The sequence below is a fragment of the Thermococcus sp. AM4 genome (assembly GCF_000151205.2).
Classification (GTDB): Archaea; Methanobacteriota_B; Thermococci; order Thermococcales; family Thermococcaceae; genus Thermococcus.
In genome coordinates this window covers 692,695-710,213 of the sequence record NC_016051.1, presented here as the reverse complement: position 1 = coordinate 710,213, position 17,519 = coordinate 692,695, and the positions used below count along the sequence as shown (strand labels likewise).

The 17,519-nt window shown below is 54.6% G+C and carries 18 protein-coding genes; 8 read left to right on the top strand and 10 right to left on the bottom strand.

Annotation, left to right across the window (positions count from 1 at the left end; all coding sequences use genetic code 11):
• Window positions 1-2: 2 nt before the first annotated feature.
• Window positions 3-1,163, top strand: coding sequence for an MFS transporter (locus tag TAM4_RS03950; RefSeq protein ID WP_014121950.1), 1,161 nt, complete (start codon window positions 3-5; stop codon window positions 1,161-1,163).
• Window positions 1,153-2,085 (top strand): radical SAM protein, encoded by a 933-nt coding sequence (locus TAM4_RS03945; protein WP_014121949.1) that lies wholly within the window; start codon window positions 1,153-1,155, stop codon window positions 2,083-2,085. The genes TAM4_RS03950 and TAM4_RS03945 overlap by 11 nt, the downstream gene beginning before the upstream one ends.
• Here the strand turns inward: TAM4_RS03945 and TAM4_RS03940 are convergent.
• Window positions 2,057-2,554: a hypothetical protein gene (locus TAM4_RS03940; protein ID WP_014121948.1), complete on the bottom strand. Its 498-nt coding sequence runs from the start codon at window positions 2,552-2,554 to the stop codon at window positions 2,057-2,059. The genes TAM4_RS03945 and TAM4_RS03940 overlap by 29 nt on opposite strands.
• Window positions 2,544-3,476: a serine/threonine-protein kinase RIO2 gene (locus tag TAM4_RS03935; protein ID WP_014121947.1), complete on the bottom strand. Its 933-nt coding sequence runs from the start codon at window positions 3,474-3,476 to the stop codon at window positions 2,544-2,546. Before TAM4_RS03935 ends, TAM4_RS03940 begins: the two co-directional genes overlap by 11 nt.
• 101 nt (window positions 3,477-3,577) lie before the next feature.
• Between TAM4_RS03935 and TAM4_RS03930 the strand changes: the two genes are divergently transcribed.
• Complete coding sequence (locus TAM4_RS03930; RefSeq protein WP_014121946.1) at window positions 3,578-4,684, top strand: MFS transporter; 1,107 nt, start codon at window positions 3,578-3,580, stop codon at window positions 4,682-4,684.
• Here TAM4_RS03930 and TAM4_RS03925 read toward each other — a convergent pair.
• The 8 genes from TAM4_RS03925 to TAM4_RS11875 all read right to left on the bottom strand — a co-directional run bounded on the left by TAM4_RS03925 (window position 4,671) and on the right by TAM4_RS11875 (window position 14,234).
• Window positions 4,671-5,864, bottom strand: coding sequence for a proteasome-activating nucleotidase (locus TAM4_RS03925; RefSeq protein WP_014121945.1), 1,194 nt, complete (start codon window positions 5,862-5,864; stop codon window positions 4,671-4,673). The genes TAM4_RS03930 and TAM4_RS03925 overlap by 14 nt on opposite strands.
• 72 nt (window positions 5,865-5,936) lie before the next feature.
• Complete coding sequence (gene cas6, locus TAM4_RS03920; RefSeq protein WP_014121944.1) at window positions 5,937-6,677, bottom strand: CRISPR-associated endoribonuclease Cas6; 741 nt, start codon at window positions 6,675-6,677, stop codon at window positions 5,937-5,939.
• A gap of 135 nt (window positions 6,678-6,812) precedes the next feature.
• Window positions 6,813-7,484, bottom strand: coding sequence for a uracil phosphoribosyltransferase (upp, locus tag TAM4_RS03915; protein ID WP_014121943.1), 672 nt, complete (start codon window positions 7,482-7,484; stop codon window positions 6,813-6,815).
• Between the two features lie 9 nt (window positions 7,485-7,493).
• Window positions 7,494-8,120, bottom strand: a complete 627-nt coding sequence (locus TAM4_RS03910) for a rhomboid family intramembrane serine protease (protein ID WP_237702123.1) — start codon at window positions 8,118-8,120, stop codon at window positions 7,494-7,496.
• Window positions 8,107-8,892: a bifunctional fructose-bisphosphatase/inositol-phosphate phosphatase gene (locus TAM4_RS03905; RefSeq protein ID WP_014121941.1), complete on the bottom strand. Its 786-nt coding sequence runs from the start codon at window positions 8,890-8,892 to the stop codon at window positions 8,107-8,109. The genes TAM4_RS03910 and TAM4_RS03905 overlap by 14 nt, the downstream gene beginning before the upstream one ends.
• Complete coding sequence (locus tag TAM4_RS03900; RefSeq protein WP_014121940.1) at window positions 8,889-9,707, bottom strand: DUF63 family protein; 819 nt, start codon at window positions 9,705-9,707, stop codon at window positions 8,889-8,891. Before TAM4_RS03900 ends, TAM4_RS03905 begins: the two co-directional genes overlap by 4 nt.
• Window positions 9,708-9,739: 32 nt before the next feature.
• Complete coding sequence (locus TAM4_RS03895) at window positions 9,740-10,996, bottom strand: ATP-binding protein (RefSeq protein WP_014121939.1); 1,257 nt, start codon at window positions 10,994-10,996, stop codon at window positions 9,740-9,742.
• Between the two features lie 94 nt (window positions 10,997-11,090).
• Window positions 11,091-14,234, bottom strand: coding sequence for a protein kinase (locus TAM4_RS11875; protein ID WP_237702131.1), 3,144 nt, complete (start codon window positions 14,232-14,234; stop codon window positions 11,091-11,093).
• A 164-nt stretch (window positions 14,235-14,398) separates the two neighbouring features.
• Between TAM4_RS11875 and TAM4_RS03880 the strand changes: the two genes are divergently transcribed.
• The 5 genes from TAM4_RS03880 to TAM4_RS03860 are packed head-to-tail and all read left to right on the top strand — an operon-like array spanning window position 14,399 to window position 17,462.
• Window positions 14,399-15,439: an NAD(P)-dependent glycerol-1-phosphate dehydrogenase gene (locus TAM4_RS03880; RefSeq protein ID WP_014121937.1), complete on the top strand. Its 1,041-nt coding sequence runs from the start codon at window positions 14,399-14,401 to the stop codon at window positions 15,437-15,439.
• A gap of 33 nt (window positions 15,440-15,472) precedes the next feature.
• Window positions 15,473-15,901, top strand: coding sequence for a UPF0179 family protein (locus TAM4_RS03875; RefSeq protein ID WP_014121936.1), 429 nt, complete (start codon window positions 15,473-15,475; stop codon window positions 15,899-15,901).
• A 36-nt stretch (window positions 15,902-15,937) separates the two neighbouring features.
• Window positions 15,938-16,120: a hypothetical protein gene (locus TAM4_RS03870; RefSeq protein WP_014121935.1), complete on the top strand. Its 183-nt coding sequence runs from the start codon at window positions 15,938-15,940 to the stop codon at window positions 16,118-16,120.
• Window positions 16,110-16,373: a type II toxin-antitoxin system RelE/ParE family toxin gene (locus TAM4_RS03865; protein WP_014121934.1), complete on the top strand. Its 264-nt coding sequence runs from the start codon at window positions 16,110-16,112 to the stop codon at window positions 16,371-16,373. The genes TAM4_RS03870 and TAM4_RS03865 overlap by 11 nt, the downstream gene beginning before the upstream one ends.
• Before the next feature lie 9 nt (window positions 16,374-16,382).
• Window positions 16,383-17,462: an HD domain-containing protein gene (locus TAM4_RS03860; protein WP_014121933.1), complete on the top strand. Its 1,080-nt coding sequence runs from the start codon at window positions 16,383-16,385 to the stop codon at window positions 17,460-17,462.
• The last annotated feature ends 57 nt before the right edge of the window (window positions 17,463-17,519 follow it).

Genomic DNA, 17,519 nt, shown 5'->3' with positions numbered 1-17,519 from the left:
CGATGAGGAACGTCTGGCTTCTCAATATCTCGACCTTCTTTTTCTTCCTCGGGATAAGCGTCGTTACCCCGGTCGTTTCCCCGTTCCTTGTGAGCCTCCACGCCGAGCCCTTTCTCGTCGGCCTCGTGGCGGGTGTTACTTCATTTCTCGCCCTCGTCTCCAAGCCGATAGGGGGTGCAGTTGGAGACAGAGGTTATCGCTTCCACGCCCTCGTCGGCGGGAACCTGCTCGGCCTCCTCGCCGGAATTCTCTACGTGGTCTCAGCAATAAGCGCCAACGTTTACCTCTTCGCCTTCGCAAGGGCCATTCACGGCTTCTCGATGGGCCTCTTCTTCCCTTCAAGCCTCTCAACGGCCGTTGATTTGGCCCCAGAGGGAAGGGTTGGCGAGACCCTTGGCTGGCGTGGCATGATGTTCTCCCTCGGCAACATAATCGGGCCGGCCATAGGTGGCTACGCCTCCGACGTGATAGGCTTCGCCGGAGCTTTTGCCCTCACCGCTCTCTTCTCCGGAGTTGGGGCACTCTTCGCGCTCATCGCGTGGTGCGAGGCAGGTGAAGTCGTCAAGCCGAGAGAGCACGAGAGGGCCAGCTACCGCGAGCTGTTAAGGGTAACCTTCGTCTCAGCATCGCTGACGCTCTTCCTCTTCTCTATGAGCTACGCGGGGGTTACCACATACCTCCCAGCCCTCTACAAGTCCCTCTCCCTTCCCCAGAGTCTCTTCGGCTACTACATGATGGTCATCGGGCTGTTCTCATTCATGACGCGCGTTGTTGGCGGTAAGAGCGCCGACAAACGCGGGCCCCTTCCCGTGATAACCCTCGGCCTCACCCTGCTCCTCCTCGGCTACGTCCTGCTCAACCTCTACACCCTCCCGCCCCGCTCCTACGTCAGCGCCGCCCTAATCGGGGCCGGCTTTGGCTTGGCGGTTCCGGCTATGCAGCTGATGGCCCTCGGCAACCTTCCGAGGAGAATCAGGACGATGGGTTCGGGAATCTACACGATGTTCTTCGACCTCGGAACGCTCGCCGGTCAGGTCAGCCTCGGCTACGTCGCCCAGCTCAGGGGTTACGCTGGAGTCTTTCCTCTCCTCCCGCTCATCCTGGGGGTCGGGTTTATAACCCTCTACGCGCCCGTCATCTGGGGGAAGGCCAATGCTCGTTAGGGTCTCCTACGGAACGGCGATAGCGATGGGCTTAATCAGGGCGAAGCTCCTGGCCAGGCCGACGACCGCGTATCTGATGACCTACTGGCCCGGCAAGTGCGCCAACGACTGCGCCTTCTGCGCCCAGGCCCGCTCCAGCAGGGCGAACCTCGACAGGCTCTCTCGCATCACCTGGCCGGCCTTTGAGCTCGAAAAAGTCGTTCAAGCTCTCCCCAACGGCCGTTTCGGGAGGATATGCCTCCAGACGATAGACTATCCCGGAATGCTCGACGACGTTCTGGCACTTCTGGGGGCGTTCAAGCCCCTCGGCTTGCCGGTATCAGTCTCGATAACGCCCGTTTCGAGGGAAACGCTTGAGGAGTTTAAGGAACTCGGCGTTGACTACGTTGGGGTTGGCCTTGACGTTGCGAGCGAGAGACTCTTTGGCGAAATAAAACCCGACTTTGAGTGGGACGAGATGTGGGACTTCACCGCGAGAATAGTTGACGTCCTCGGCCCGGGGAAAGCTTTAATCCACGTCATAGTCGGCCTCGGCGAAACAGACAGGGAGCTGGTAGAGGTCTTCGAGAGGGCCTACGCGATTGGGGCTGACGTTTCACTCTTCGCATTCACCCCCCTGAGGGGAACGGGGCTTGAGAACCTTGAACCGCCGAGCATCGAGCGCTACCGTAAAATCCAGCTGGCGAGGTGGCTCGTCGAAAAAGGCTTGGGTGACAGGATAATTTTCGACGGGGACTCCATAGAGGGCTTCGATTTAGCTGGCATCGAGGTTCCGCCGGCGGTTTTCGCAACGCACGGCTGTCCCGCCTGCAACAGACCCTACTACAACGAGAGGCCAAAGAAAGAGCCCTACAACTTCCCGTTCCCGCCGGAAAAAGAGTACGTGGGGAGGATCATCTCGAGCTTTCAAGGGCGGAGATGACCTCCTCCATCTCCTTCAGGGAAAACTTCTCATCGACTTTCTTCCCCTGGATCGCGTTTAAGACTGCCCTCACAAACGTTCTGAGCTCCTCATCTTCCCCAGCCTGTCTTATGAAGCTTTCGGGATCGTCCAGGAGATCATCCAGCTTCCCGGCTTCCTTTATGACGGCCAGAATATCCCCGAGCCTCTTCACACCGAGCCGGTACAGGTTCCCGTTCGGAGCCCTCGCCGTCCCACGTATCGCGCACTTAACCGCTCCCCGGTAGTTGTCCTCCTGGAGGAAGATCTCCGCCAGGCGGAAGCAGGCCTCGAAGTAGAACTCCGGCTCAACGTCGAGGCTCTCGTGAAGTATCTCGTCGAGCTTTTTCTTCGCGGTTTCGAGGTCCTTCCTGTTCTCGGCCTCGATTGCCTCGCGGAAGAGCTTAAGGATTCTCTCGCGCCTGTTAAGGGGCTCGTACTTAATCACCATACTTCTCACCCCTGCTCTCGTGCCAGGCCCTCTCGAAGGCCGGCCAGATTTCATCAAAGCTCCTCTCAACCCGCCACCTCCGCCTGAAGGCGTTGATTATGACCGTTAAATCCCTCTTCAACAGCTCGTAGCTATCCGGATAGGCGGTGGTCAGGTGCTGGGCCCAGTCGATTATCAGGATGTCGTCGCCCGTTAAAACGACGTTGAACTCGCTTAAATCCGAGTGGACTATACCAAAGCGCACTATCTTGAGGTACTCCTCGAGGATTCTGTCGAGGACTTCCCTGGCTTCCTCCCTCGTCAGCTCGTCGTCCCTCAGCTCCGCCAGCTCGGTTCCCTCAACGAACTCCATGACGAGGACGTGCCTGTTCCAGGCTATTGGCTTCGGAACCCTCGCAATCGGGCTGAGCAGAACCAGCGCGTCGTATTCCTTCTTCGCGATGAGCCTTGAAACGTAGAGCCAGCTCGTGTGGTGTTTATCGGCGAAGACGTGGGAGTGGTAGGTAGCCCTCCGCGAAGCCGTTCTGCCTCCTATCCTGTTGAACTTAACGGCAACTTTCTCGCCGGCTGGCGTTATTCCGACGTAAACGTCCGCGTCCTTCCCAACGCCAATCTGCGTCGTGCTTATCGCCTCTACGACTCCCTTCCTCGCGAGGGCCCTTATGGCCAAAACGTCGTAGCCGTGTATCGTGAGCTGGTATCCGATGTAGCCTATGTCGCTCCTCCTCCTGACGAGGGACATGTCGTCGAGCTTGCCGAGCCTGAACGAGGCTGTTTCAACGTCCACCCTGGCGAAGCGCGCTATGTCCTCTAACGGCACCCACTTGTGGTGCCTCATGTTGAGCTCTACTCCCCTGAGGATTCTGAAGTCCAGGTCGCGGAGGCTCGGATAAGCCTCGAGCGCCAACAGCTTGCTGACCATTCGCTCTCTCCTCCCCCGTTACTACCGCCCGGATTCTTATAAACTTTCGTCGGCCACCTTTGTCCAACAAACTTTTAAGCGCTCAATTCCTCATCGAAACCATGCTCGTTCCGCTTATCCTGATAACCCTGGGCTGGATATTCAACTACGCCCATAGGATGGCCGTTTCCCCGCTCCTTCCGATGATAAAGGCAGAGTTCCATCTGAGCAACGCTCAGGCGGGACTTCTCATGACTGCCCTGCTCCTCCCCTACGCGCTCATTCAGGTTCCGGCAGGTTACCTCGGCGACCGCTTCGGGAGGAAGAGGCTCCTCGCTCTGAGCATATTCGGCTACTCAATTTCCTCCGCGATGCTCTTCTTCGCTTCCCAGTACTGGGAAGTCCTGGCCTTCAGAGCGCTCTACGGCTTCTTCTCCGGCCTTTACTACGCCCCCGCAACGGCACTGATAGCCGAAACCTATGGAACGAGGAAGGGCTCCGCCCTCGGCGTCTTCATGCTCGGCCCGCCCGTCGGTTCCGGGATAGTTCCTCTCCTTGTCGTGCCTGTGGCTTTGAACCTCGGCTGGCGCTACGCCTTCCCGATTCTGGCCGTTATGAGCTCTGTCGTTGGAGTTCTGCTCGTAATCTCCCTCAGAACTCTTGAGGAAAGAAGCGGTAAGGCGAGGCTCTCAATCGAGGTCGGCTCGGTGAACTTAGCGATTGCGAACTTCCTCGCACTGATGGCCTTCTTCGGCGTTCTGACATTCCTCGTCGCCTTCCTGACCTCGACGGGAATGGGCGTTGAAACGGCTTCTTACCTCTTCTCCCTCCTCTCGCTGGTCGGCATAGTGGGTTCCCTCACCGGTGGAGTTCTCTACGACCGGCTCGGAAGAAAGGCCCTTGAACTCGCCTTCCTTTCAAACGCGCTCCTAATCGTTCTCCTCGTCTTGAAACCCGGCTTCATCTCCGCCCTCGCCCTCGGCCTGACTTTCTACTCGGTCGGTCCGATGGTTACAGCCTTCACCGCCGAAACTGCAAGAAAGGACAACCTCGGACCGGTTATGGGCTTCGTTAACATGGTGGGTTTCTTCGGGGCAACTGTCGGGCCGTACTTCACGGGCTGGCTTATAGACAGGCTCGGTTATAGAGAGGCATTCTTCGCCATAGCGGTTCTCTACGCCCTGGCGTGGGGGGTAATAAAGGGGACAGAAAAGGTCAGCCGTACATGACCTCGTGCATCGCTATTGCCTGGGCAAGCCTTTTCTCAGCTCCCAGGACCTTATCAACCGCCTTGAGGAAGTCCTCCTGCGTTACGTATGTTCTCCTGTCCCTTATCGCGAACATTCCGGCTTCCGTCGCTATCGCCTTCAGATCCGCACCGCTGGCACCTTCAGTTATATCGGCTATGATGCTGAGATCGACGTTCCTGAGGTTCATCCTCCTCGTGTGGACCTTGAGTATCTCGAGCCTTCCGCGGAAGTCCGGAAGCGGGACTTCAATCAACCTGTCGAAGCGCCCTGGCCTAAGCAGGGCCGGGTCGAGTATGTCGGGCCTGTTGGTTGCCGCTATGACCTTGACGTTTCCCCTTGGATCGAAGCCGTCCATCTCGGCCAGGAGCTGCATGAGCGTTCTGTTGACTTCCCTCTCGCCGCCGGTCGTCTCGTCCATCCTCTTCGCGCCTATTGCGTCGATCTCGTCGATGAAGATTATCGTTGGAGCCTTCTCCTTCGCAAGCTCGAAGAGCTCGTGAACCAGCCTTGCCCCCTCGCCGATGAACTTCCTAACCAGTTCGCTCCCAACGACGCGGATGAAGGTGGCGTTTACGTGGTTCGCCACGGCCTTGGCCATGAGTGTCTTTCCACAGCCAGGTGGCCCGTAGAGGAGGACACCCTTCGGGGGCTCGATTCCAACCTCTTCAAAGAGCTCCGGGTGCTTGAGGGGAAGCTCCACGGCCTCTCTGAGCTCAGCTAACTGTCTGTCAAGACCACCTATGTCCTGATAGGTGACCCTGGGTTTCTCTATGACCTCGAAACCGAGGACGCTGGGGTCTTTCTCCGTTGGGAGGAGCTCGACTATCGCCATCGTCCTCTGGTCTAAAGCTACCCTTGAGCCCGGCTTCAGCTTGTCCCTCTCTATCCACGGGGCGATTCTGACGACGAAGCGCGGTCCGTTGTAGTTCTGGACTATCGCCCTGTCATCGTCGAGAACCTCTATGACGTTGCCCGCGAAGGCCGGCGGCTGCCTTAGCCTTGACATCTCCGTCCTAAGCCTTGAGAGCTCTCTCTCCAGTCTCTCTTTGTCCGCCTCCAGGGTCCTGACCTGGAGTTCGAGCTGCCTTATCCTCCTCTTGAGGAAAGTGATGTAATCATCGTAACCCGTATCGCGGCTTACCTCGTCGAAACTTCCCATTCTCTCACCCGACTATACTACCGAGAACTGCCTTTTTAACTCTATCCTTTCGGAAAAAGTTCGAAGAAGGGACTACCTTTCCTCGGTGCTCTCGTCGATGACCTTGACCATGCCGAAACCGTACTTGGTCTTCTCCCCGAAGCCCAGGTCGTAGCCGAACTGTGCTATCTCCCTTGAACCCCAGTAGCGGAAGATCATGAGCGACCCGCGGTAGTAGGTGTCAGCCACGAGGATCCTCACGGGTTTGAACTTGATGACCTCGATCTTGAAGGTTGAGTCCTCCGGCGTGCTCCCGTAGAGTTCCGAATACCTGAGGAGCATGACCTTTCGGAGCTTGTCGAAGAAGGTGGGCTCGTTGGGATAGAGGTCCCATATCTTCATCCTGTTGTTGGAGATCTTAACGGTGCGAACTATTATCGGGCTCAGGGTTGAGAAAAGGGTTCCGTCCTTTATCTTGGGCTCCTTGAGGGGTTTAACGTCCTCAGCAACGAAGTCGGTCTCGCCGATCCTTATGGAGGGGCTGGCCATGAATCCCTCGACTATGGCCCCTATAACCTCTGGAGAATGAGACGAAACGTACAGCGAGACGGTATCGGAGAGAATCCTTATGCCGCTCTCGGGTATCAGCTCCCTCTTCCTCACCAGTATGCGGGAGAAGGTGAAGTGGTCAACGTGGCTGACCTCAACTTCCTGGGCCAATGGCGGTGAGATCAGCGAGATCTTCTCCACGATCTGGCGGTACACCTCGTAGTTGTAGTTGAAGGGCAGGATTGGATCATCCCCAACGGGCCTGAGCCTGATTTCGATTCTCATTTTAGCCCCTCCGGGTTGGGTTGTAGACAGTTGATTTTTGAGTCCGATGCTAATAAGGTTTTCGTAACGCACCCTTGGACTTAAAGTACTCCCCAACGTCATCCCGAAATTCCAAGAATAAGAAGAACGAACCGGTCAGGGGTTCTTCAGAGGCGCCCCAAAGGCCCTGTCACCGGCATCTCCAAGGCCCGGCAGGATGTAGCCCTTCTCGTTCAGCCCCCTGTCTATCTTGGCGACGAATATCTCCGCCTCCGGGAAGGCCTCCTTGATTCTGTCTATCCCCTCCGGAGCCGCCAGCACTCCGAGAACTATGAGCCTCTTCGGCTTTCCGTACTTGGACACCTCCCCGAGAACCCTGATCAGCGTCGAGCCAGTGGCTATCATGGGGTCAGCCACTATGACTGTGTCCTCTGACCTTACGTTCGGTATCTTGATGTAGTTCATCTCGATCTCGAACTTCGGGGCTTTCCCGCGCGAGGCCGAGACTATGCCGACCCTCGCGTGCTCGAAGACCTTAATCAGGCCCTCCATCAGGGGTATCGCCGCCCTGAGGACGGTTATGATGACGACGTTTCTCCTGTCCTTTACGAGGATTCCCGTCGTTTTTTCCAGGGGCGTTTCGACTTCGATCTCCTCAACGTCCATCGTCTTCGTCAGCTCGTACCCCATGTACCTTCCAAGCTTTACGAGGCCCTTCCTGAAGGCTATGCTGTCGGTGTTCTTGTTCCTAAGCTCGGTCAGCACCTCCATTATGAAGGGCGAGTCCTCAAAGGAGTAAACCCCATCCCACTTTTCGTCCCGTTTCATACCACCACCTCAGTAGAATTCCTCCCAGTAGAGCATCCGGGCCATTCTCTCCTTGACGTAGTTGCCATAGATATAGCCGAGGGCTATTCCAACGATCAGCCCGCCCAGATGGGCTATAGCGTTGACGTGGGGCATCCAGCTGTTTATCAAAAAGAGGAAGAAGGCGTTGGCGAGTGCGCTCTGGATGTTCTTCTTCAGTATGCCCTCTATCATTATCAGGGCCCCCGCTATGCCGAAGAGGGCCCCGCTCGCTCCCCCGCTTATCGTGTACGGGTCCATAAGGGCAACGCTCAGGACGTTGCCGAACAGGCCGGCCGTTATGTAGAGGACGAGGTACCTCCACCTGCCCACGAAGAGCTCGAGCTGGCTTCCAAGGTAGATCAGGAAGAACGTGTTCATAGCTAAGTGAATCCAGCTCAGGTGGACGAACATCGCCGTGAAGAGCCTCCACCACTCGTGGTACTGGGTTACGAGGACGTTCACGAGCGCGAGCTTCAGGAGGGCGTAGAGGGACGGCCCCGCTATTGAGCCGCTCAAGTAGAGCTCGTAGAGGTAAACCGCAACGTTGATGAAGGCTATCGTGTAGGTGAGCCACGCGTGTTTGACGGCCCTTGCGAGGTCCTCAACGCCCACCATCGTTCACCTCTTCCAAGATTATTTCGAGCAGTTCCCGGTCGCTCGCCGCTATGAGGTTCATCTTTTCTTCGGCGCTCAGGTGCACGCTTACCTCCTTTCCCGTGTCGTCGACGACAACTCCGCCCGCCTCACGCACGAGCACGACCCCGGCAGCAACGTCCGTCGGCCTCACGTAGTTCCTTATGTCCACCACGCCCTGGAGCGTGCCCCTCGCGAGGTAGGCAAGTTCCACGGCTATCGCCCCAAGAACCCGAATCCTCTTAACGCGGCCTATAAGCCCAACTCCCCTCCCCCGGGTGTAGAAGCTTATCGCCGCCCTCGATGCCGGAACCCGCTGGACTTTGATCGGCCTCCCGTTCAGAAACGCCCCGTTGCCGGGGATCGCCTCGTAGTAGTTTCCTGTGGCGAACTCGTAGAGGGCTGCGTAAACGGGCTTTTCCTTCCGGAACAGGGCGAAGCTGAAGGCGAAGATCGGTATGCCAGCGGCGAAGTTGTAGGATCCGTCGATTGGATCGACGACTGCTGTATAATCGCTTCCAACGTCAATGGAGCCAACTTCCTCGCTAACGACGTTTATCCCGAGAACCTTCAGCCTCTCAAGAACCATTTCCTCGGCGACTTTGTCCACGTACTTTGTTACGTCCCCGCTGACGTTCGTTCCGACGGTCTTTCCCGCCTTGGGTTTTCCGAATATAGGCATAACTGCCTTTTCAACATCCTTCGCGAGGGAAAAGACAACCTCGTTCCACATAACAGCGGAGGGATCGTTCATCTTCCCACCCCCATGAGCGTTATTAACAGGTTTCTCGTCCCCGGCCCGAAGCCGAGTATGAACATGGCCAGCTTAACGAAGTTTATCAGATCCGGGTCTTCGTCCTTCATCTCGACGTCCAGGATCCAGACTATTGGAAGGAGGATGAGCAGTTTTTCGAGGTACATCACCGCCGCAGTTCCCGTAAGGTTTATCAGCGTCCTCGCCAGGACGTGCTGCTCCCAGTAGCCGAAGAACTGTATTCCCACGAAGGTCGTCGTCGCGTCGTAGAAGTGGGTGTAGAAAAGCAGCCTGTTGTTCCTCACGAGCTCGAACTTCCGGGAGAGGGCCCATATGAAGGCCTCGGCCGCGAGGAGAGATGGGATGAAGTACTTGAAGTAATCCCACCGAAAGTTCACCTTGTCGAGGTTTATTATCAGGATGAAGACGAGACCGGCGAGGAGGAGAAAACCAACGTCGCGGTAGAGGGGATACAGCTTCTCCCCTGCACCAACGTGCCTCCACACGATGAGAAGGGAAGCTATCGCGAAGGCAGCTATCACGAAGTAGCCGCCTGGGCTCACGGTGAGGTAGGTCCTCGGGAGCATTCCTACGTCGGTCATGGCCCTCATCAGCGGACCGAGGAAGATGTAGGGCATCAGCGCCACAAAGAACCTCTCGTCCACCTTCACTCCAAGACGCTTTAGGAACCGGTAGAGCAGCAGAACCGCGATTCCGAGAATTATCGCGTACACGAGCGTGTTCACGGGGTTGTAGCCCTGGTTGTACTTTATTGGATCCACGAAGTACCGCTGGAAGAACTCCTGAATGCCCATCCGACCACCGTGTAAGAGTCGGGGCGGGGCACTTAAAGGTTTCCTCTCAGGAGCCACTTCCACAGGGGGACGAATTCTACTCCCTCCTTCTCATCCGAGTAGTCCCACGTGATCACGAGCTTTCTGTCGACTTTCAGTTTCTCTCCGGCTTTCTTTAAACCCTCCACTTCCCTTGGCTTTATGTCGCTCCGGTCAAACGCGTAGGTTACCTGTATCAGCTCTATAGGCATGCCTCTCTCAACGATGACGAAATCCACCTCCCGATGGTTCTTGTAATAGTAAACCTCCCGTCCTTTCCTTTTGAGTTCGAGGAACACGGCCAGTTCCATCAGCCTCCCGATGTCGGGACTGAAGGAGAACATCCTCGTGAAGCCTGCATCCACTGGGTAGACCTTCGGGATTGACAGTTCCGAGACCTTCAGTGAATAGCTGAACTTCTTGAGGAGAAAAACGCTCATCGAGTCCTCCACGTAGCTGAGGTACTCGTACAAAACCCCCTTGCCCACCTTCATCCCCTGAGACTTTAGAGTGTTGTAGAACGCATGGACGCTGAACTCTTTGGCAAAGGAGCGCATGAGGGAACGGATGAGCATTTTCATGACGTGGAGGTTTCTGACACCGTACCTCTCCACTATGTCCTTGTAAACCACCATATCAAGGTACTCGGAGAGGAGCTTCTCCCGTACTGTCTCGTTTGTCTCAAGCACGACCTGAGGAAAGCCCCCCCAGTTCAGATACTCCGTGAGCATGGATTTAACCATGGCCTCTTTCTTTGAGCTCAGTGGTTTCTTGGGATGGACACCTTTAGCCCTCAGGAACTCCCGAAAGCTGAATGGGAGGAGGGTATACGTCAGGGATCTTCCCCTCATAGATGTGGCTATCTCCCCGCTGAGGAGCTTTGAGGAGGAACCCGTGAGAAAGGTGTGATACCCCTCATCGTTGAGGTAGCGGGCCATTCTCTCCCAGCCATGAACGTTCTGAACCTCGTCAAGGAAAACGTATTTTGGCTCTCCAAAGGCCTCGCGGTGGAGCTTTAGGACTTCAACGATGTCCTTTGTCTCAAAACCCTCGAATATCGGATGCTCGAAGTTGAGGTACAGGGTCTCCTCCCTCGGGAGGTCTCTCATCAGCTGATAGAAGTAGAAGGTTTTTCCGCTCCTCCTCGGTCCGATTACGGCTATCACGTAGTCCTTTTTTAAGGGAACCCTCAGTTCCCTCTCGATGAAGTCGGGGAGCTCCTTCTCCTGAAAATCCACCAGATACTGAAGGACAAGGTCTTTCTCAAGCATGGTCTCTCATAGGAGGAAACATCATTTAAATATTTCCCTCTATGTCGGGAAACATTCCCTAAATATTTCCCTGTATGAGAGGAAACAATGAAAGTCAGCGAGCCAGAACCATCGCCCTGTGCACGAGCACGTCTGTTTTCTCAATCAGCTCGACCGGAATCTCAAGTCCCTCCTCAAGGCGGAGCTTGAACTGGCTCGCCAGAGATTCAAACTCCTCCTTAAGCTCTCCACTCGTCAGCATCGCAAAATCGCTCGCGTACTTGTAGGCACCGCTCAGGTTCCCCATCTTGACGCTCATTATCAGGAGGTTCCCGAGGTAGTATACCACCAAACGCTTATCCCCCATCGTTCTGCTCCTTTTCAGCTCGCGCCTGAACTCTATTCCGAGGTAGCTGGCAAGGTCACTCTGGAGCTCTACTGCGCTCTCGTACCTGTCCTCCTTGCGCTTTGCTATCATCCTGAGGATTATCGGCTCGACCTCCTTGGCTTCCGGGTTCAGTTCGCTCGGCTTGAGGGGTTCCTCGTTCATTATCAGGAACATAAGCTCGAAGGGATCCTCACTGTCAAAGGGCAACTTTCCGGTAACGAGCTGGTAGAAGATTACTCCCAGCTGCCAGATGTCGGTTCTCTCGTCCGTCGGCCCAAACCTCGACCTGCTGAACTGTTCAGGGGCCGCGTAAAGGGCTGTAAAGCTCGTTGTCGTCGTCCCGCTCTTACCGAGAACCTTGCTTAGCCCCCAGTCGCTTATTTTGGGTATTCCCTGCTTCAGGAGAATGTTGCTCGGCTTTAGGTCGCGGTGGATGATGCCCTTTGAGTGTGCATACTTGAGGCCCTCGGCGATGTTGAAGACGAGCAAAGCGGCTTCTTTTGGGTTTATCGGCACTGGAAGTCTTTCCAGCGAGCTCTCGCAGTACTCCATCTCGAAGAACGGAACCGGCAGAATGTTGTAGTCGTAAACTTTCACAATATTTGGATGTTTTAGGTGAACCCAGTTCTCTATCTCGCGGAGGAAGGATTTGCCCGTCACCGGGTCTAAGCTGAGGGGAACTTTCACGGCAACGATCTCACCGTCCTTCTTGCGTTTGGCCTTAAAGACTCTGGCAAATCCTCCTCTGCCGAGCTCTTCCAACGGCTCATAAATGCTCAACAGTTCGGCCGGGAAAGATCTGAGGACCGGATAGGAGGGGGAGGGAGTTATCGGTGTTGCCGGCTGGAGTGCTGGAGTTGGAGTTACTGCCTGGAGCGTTGGAGTAACTGGGGTGACTGGTGTTGCTGGAGTCCGGGGCGTGGGATGAGCTGGTGTTGTCGTCTTTTCGGCGACTTCAACCGGAATGACCTTTTCAGTCTCAAACTCGATGCCATCTGCTATAGCTTTAATTTTGACGCGGAAGTCAAAACTGCCAGCGTATTTCGGCGTTACCGCGAGGCTCTTCGAGATCTTTTGGCCCTTTTTCAGCTCTGGGAACTCCAAGGTGGTGGTTTCAAAATCGAAGAAGTCATTATCGGAGAAGTCAAGGATGAGTTTGAGGGTGCCGGCAACGGTGTTGTCCACCTGTGCCTCTATGGTGGAGGGGATCTCTTCTATTAGATCCGAGGTTGAGAGTTCAACGCATTCTTTGAGTCTTCTCTTGGCTGGGTGCTCTTTGATTTTTATTGGAATTACCTTTTCAGTTTCAAGCTCGATGCCGTCTACTATTGCTCTAACCTTGATTCTAAAGTCAAAGTTTCCCGCATGTTTGGGGGTTACGGTAAGGCTCTTGGAAACTTCTTGATCCTTCTTTAACTCTGGAAATTCGAGAGAAGTCGTTTCAAAGTCAAGGAAGTCGTTTTCCGAGAGGTCGAGGGTGAGTTTGAGGGAGTTCGTAAAGTCGTTTTTGACCGAGAACTTAATGATTGAATCAGTGCCTTCTATGAGCTGGGGGATTGAGAGTGTGAGAAAGTCTTGAAGGCTATGTTTGAGCTCTAGGTCGAGATAATACTGAATCTGTGGTTTTACTGAGATTTCATTGATCCTCGCACTTGATGATTTACTTACCAATTCTTTTTTAATAAGCTTACCAAGAAGGCCCTTTTTAACCCCACTTAGAACTTCGCATGTAGTTTCCAGAACTTTAGCATTAGTTTCGATAATTTGGGCGTTTGAGTCCATGCAGAAGTCACAGTTAGGCAATTCTCCGTTTGAGGGAAGTCTAAGAACCCAAACCTCATAAGAACCCATGCCAAAGCTTTTGGTGCAACCTGAGATAATAATGTCCCCATTTGGAGCGATAGCAACAGCGTTAGCATGATCACTACTGCTTCCACCATATGTTTTTTGCCATTTGACATTTCCATTCTCGTCCAAACGAAGAACCCAAACGTCATAAGAGCCCATGCCAAAGCTTTTAGTTCCTCCAGCCACTATCACGTCACCGTTTTCTGCAATGGTAACTGCGTTGGCTATATCATCCTTGTTTCCGCTATATGTTTTCTGCCACTTGATATTTCCATTCTCATCAAGCTTGAGAACCCAGACGTCATGACTGCTAGTGTTGAGGCCTTTTGTATAACCCGCAACAGTTGTATCGTTATTTTTAGCTATGGAAACCATTAAAGCTTCACTATAATAGTTTCCTTTGTATATTCTTTGCCATTTGACATTTCCATTCTCGTCCAAACGAAGAACCCAAACGTTTCTACCTTCAGTCCCAAAACTCTCAGTATAACCAGCTACGATTATGTCACCATTTGGGGCAATAGCAACTGTCTCAGCTCTCTCATCCCACTCTCCACCATATGTTTTTTGCCATTTGAGATTCCCATTCTCATCCAAACGGAGAACCCAAAAATCACTCCAACCAGCGCCGAAGCTCCAAGTATAACCAGCGACAATAATATCCCCATTTGATGATATGGCAACTGAAGAAGCCCCATCACTGTATTTCCCCCCATATGTCTTCTGCCATTTCACATTACCCTCCTCATCAAGTCTAAGAACCCAAACGCTCCTGCCCCCAACTCCAAAACTCTCAGTGTATCCCGCCACGATTATATCTCCGTTGGGAGCAATCTTCACATCATTGAATACATCGTCTTTGTCCCCTCCATACGTCTTAAACCACTTCACATTTCCATCCCGGTCAAGCCGAGCCACGAAGCCGTCTCCTTCCCTTTCCCCAACAACAATAATATCCCCGTCCCTATCAACAGCCACAGCCTTAGCTTCGCCTGGCCCGTAAGTTTTAGCCCAGTACGCCATGAGCATCACCTGTGAGTATAAAACTATCAGAAGTGGGAAGTCATGATATTTATGGATTTCGTATATCCTCGCGCCACTAACACCTCAAGTGCCCACCGGACGGGATACTTTAACCTCCAATCAATTTTTAAGTCCAGGTACCTTAGTTAAATGAGGTGAAGAAAGTGCACCTGATGGAGCTTCCGCGGGAAGTGCTCTTGGGCGAGAGTTTGGCTGGAGAAACCGTGAGCGTTGCGAAGAGGCTTAAGCTCGGTGAGAGGGCTCTCGTTCTCTACGGCCCCAGAACGAAAAAGATAGCGGGAGAGGAGGTTGAGGAGAACCTTTCCAGGGAGTTTGAAGTTTCTGGTGTCGTCGTCAAGGGGGCCACGATGGATGAAGTGGAAAGGATTATGAGAATAGCCCGGGAAACCCCCGCCGACTGGATGATCGCGGTTGGAGGGGGCAGCATAATCGACGTCGCAAAGCTCTCCTCCTACCGCCTGGGAATTCCTTTCGTCAGCTTTCCAACCACCGCTTCGCACGATGGAATAGCGAGCGCCAACGCCTCAATAAGGGACTTGGGGGCCAAAACGTCGGTGAAGGCCAGGCCCCCGATAGCGGTCATAGCGGACGTTAAGGTCATAAAAACCGCGCCCTACCGCTACCTCGCGGCCGGGGTCGGGGACATAATAAGCAACTTAACCGCAGTCAAGGACTGGCAGCTGGCCCATAGAATTCGCGGCGAGTACTACAGCGAGTACGCGGCATCTCTCTCGCTCATGAGCGCCAAGATGGTCATGAGGAACGCCGATATAATCCGGCTCGGCAACGAGGAGAGCGTGAGGAAGGTCATCAAGGGGCTCATAAGCAGCGGCGTTGCGATGAGCATAGCGGGTTCTTCAAGACCGGCGAGCGGGGCGGAGCACCTCTTCAGCCACGCCCTCGACATGCTCGCTCCAAAGCCGGCCCTCCACGGGGAGCAGTGCGGGGTCGGGACGATAATAATGGCCTACCTTCACGGTCTCAAATGGGAGCGCGTTAGGGAAACCTTAAAGAGGGTGGGCGCACCTACCAACGCATACGAGCTTGGAATCGATCCCGAGATTATAATCAAGGCCCTCACGATAGCCCACACCATAAGGCCCGAACGCTACACCATCCTCGGGAAGGAGGGCCTCACGTGGGAGGCAGCGGAGAAGGCCGCTAAAATCACGGGAGTCATCTAACGGTCATGTCTTCAGAGCTGGGAGGTGTTTAAGGTGGTCATCACACTGGTTGGGGAAAAGCTTGCAAAGCCCGGGGTTGAGTTCATCTATTACGGGCCCGCTGAACCGTGCAAGAGCTGCAGGCTGGCAAGGGTCTGCGTTGGAAACCTCGAACCCGGAAGGCGCTACAAGATAGTCAAGGTCAGGAACATAGAGCACTCCTGCCCGTTGCACGAGGGCAAGGTCAGGGTCGTTGAGGTCGTCGAGCCGGCGATAGAGCTACTCGTTGATCCAAGGACGGCCATAGTGGGCTCAAAGGTGACGCTGAAGTTCGTGGACTGTCCGGATCCTGAGAAAGCAGACCTCGTAAAGCCGGAGGGACTCTTTGAAGGTGATACCGTAAAGATCCTTGAGATCCTCGACGACGTCGAGTGCGGTGGTAAGAGGTACAAGCTCGTCCGCGTCGTCAGGGAGAAGGATTGAGGTTTTCTTTCTTTTTCCATTCCCGGAGGTGGTGTGATGAACACCCTTGCTGATATACTCCACAGGGTTGACGAGCTGGAGAGGTTCCTCCGCGAGCTTATTGAGGTCAACCTCCAGCTTATAGAAGAAGTTGAACCGGAGGAATGGGAGAAGAAGGCCGTTGAGGAACGAAGGAAAGACGAGTTCCTTAGCTGGGACGTGGTAAAGGATGAGCTTTGAGAACAAGATCCTCATCAGCAGAAAGGCTGCTAAGGAGCTTTTAGATGTTCCTGAAAAGGAAAGGGAGTTAATTAAGGATCGCATTTCTAAACTGGCTTTCTTTCCTCTTGCGAGGCTCGATGTCCAAAAGCTTAGGGGATACCAAAACGTATACCGTCTCAGGGTGGGGGAATACCGGATAATATTCGAGTATCAGAAACGTGAAAAAGTGATAAAGGTTCTGAAAATTGGAAAGCGCGAGAACGTTTACTGAGGGATCCCTATGAAGCTCGTTCATGGCCCCGTTCATGGGACGATAGAGCTCGACGATTTCGCGGTTAAGCTCGTCGATACTCCGGAGTTTCAGAGGCTCAGGAGGATAACCCAGCTGGGTTTCGTGTTTCTCGCCTATCCCACCGCCAGGCACACCCGCTTCGAGCACTCCCTCGGAACGTTTCACCTCGCCGGGAAGATAGCGAACCGCAACCCCGATGTTGATGAGGGGGTTATCTACGCCGCTCTGCTCCACGATCTCGGCCAGTACCCCTTCTCCCACACCCTTGAGGTCATCTATCCAAGGCACGAGGGGAACACGGAGTGGTTCGTCAAGAACGGTAAGATCAGGGATATCATCGAGGAATCCTACTCCATCGGGGAGTTTCTCCGGCTCCTAAAGCATCCCGTCGTCAGCGGCGACATCGACGCCGATAGAATGGACTACCTCGTCAGGGACGCTTATTACACCGGCGTCGCCTACGGCCTCGTGGATCTTGACAGACTGATAAGGAACCTCCGCTGGGACGGGGAGAGGCTCGTGGTTCTGGAGAAGGGCATCATGGCAGCCCAGAACCTTCTCCTGGCGAGGAGCATGATGTACCCGACCGTTTACCTCCACCACGTTTCCAGAATAGCGGGGGCAATGCTCGTTGAGGCAGTTAAGCTGGAGGGAATTCCGCTCGACGAGATACGCCTCATGGACGAGATCGACCTCGTGGCCAGGCTTAGGAGGAGTGAGAGGGCCGAGGTTAGGGAGCTCGTTCGTGCAATAGACTCACGGAGACTCTACAAGCGCGTCGTCTGGAGCTCCGAACCCCTTGAAAAGGACCTCGTTGAAGAGCTGAGGAAAGAGCTCGAAGCCGAGTTCGGGCACCTCGCGCTGCTCGATTACCCGCCGAAGCCGAAGTTCGAAGAGAAGAACGCCTTCGTTTTAGCGGGCGGAGAGCTGAAGAGGCTGAGCGACGTTTCTCCATTGGTCCGCTCGCTCTTCGATCTGAAGGACACCCACTGGAGGTGGGGGGTTTACGCCAGGAGTTCGGAGGTTGAGAGGGTTCAAAAGTTAGTTCGGGGACTCCTCGGTCTCTGATCCTCTTCCCAAACACCCTTCCGCTTTCGGGGAAAAGCTTTATAACTGAGCCTTTTA

Coding starts and splice junctions, on each gene's coding strand:
- TAM4_RS03950 (WP_014121950.1), top strand. CDS start 3: ATGAGGAACGTCTGGCTTCTCAATATCTCGACCTTCTTTTTCTTCCTC.
- TAM4_RS03945 (WP_014121949.1), top strand. CDS start 1,153: ATGCTCGTTAGGGTCTCCTACGGAACGGCGATAGCGATGGGCTTAATC.
- TAM4_RS03940 (WP_014121948.1), bottom strand. CDS start 2,554: ATGGTGATTAAGTACGAGCCCCTTAACAGGCGCGAGAGAATCCTTAAG.
- TAM4_RS03935 (WP_014121947.1), bottom strand. CDS start 3,476: ATGGTCAGCAAGCTGTTGGCGCTCGAGGCTTATCCGAGCCTCCGCGAC.
- TAM4_RS03930 (WP_014121946.1), top strand. CDS start 3,578: ATGCTCGTTCCGCTTATCCTGATAACCCTGGGCTGGATATTCAACTAC.
- TAM4_RS03925 (WP_014121945.1), bottom strand. CDS start 5,864: ATGGGAAGTTTCGACGAGGTAAGCCGCGATACGGGTTACGATGATTAC.
- cas6 (WP_014121944.1), bottom strand. CDS start 6,677: ATGAGAATCGAAATCAGGCTCAGGCCCGTTGGGGATGATCCAATCCTG.
- upp (WP_014121943.1), bottom strand. CDS start 7,484: ATGAAACGGGACGAAAAGTGGGATGGGGTTTACTCCTTTGAGGACTCG.
- TAM4_RS03910 (WP_237702123.1), bottom strand. CDS start 8,120: ATGGTGGGCGTTGAGGACCTCGCAAGGGCCGTCAAACACGCGTGGCTC.
- TAM4_RS03905 (WP_014121941.1), bottom strand. CDS start 8,892: ATGAACGATCCCTCCGCTGTTATGTGGAACGAGGTTGTCTTTTCCCTC.
- TAM4_RS03900 (WP_014121940.1), bottom strand. CDS start 9,707: ATGGGCATTCAGGAGTTCTTCCAGCGGTACTTCGTGGATCCAATAAAG.
- TAM4_RS03895 (WP_014121939.1), bottom strand. CDS start 10,996: ATGCTTGAGAAAGACCTTGTCCTTCAGTATCTGGTGGATTTTCAGGAG.
- TAM4_RS11875 (WP_237702131.1), bottom strand. CDS start 14,234: ATGGCGTACTGGGCTAAAACTTACGGGCCAGGCGAAGCTAAGGCTGTG.
- TAM4_RS03870 (WP_014121935.1), top strand. CDS start 15,938: ATGAACACCCTTGCTGATATACTCCACAGGGTTGACGAGCTGGAGAGG.
- TAM4_RS03865 (WP_014121934.1), top strand. CDS start 16,110: ATGAGCTTTGAGAACAAGATCCTCATCAGCAGAAAGGCTGCTAAGGAG.
- TAM4_RS03860 (WP_014121933.1), top strand. CDS start 16,383: ATGAAGCTCGTTCATGGCCCCGTTCATGGGACGATAGAGCTCGACGAT.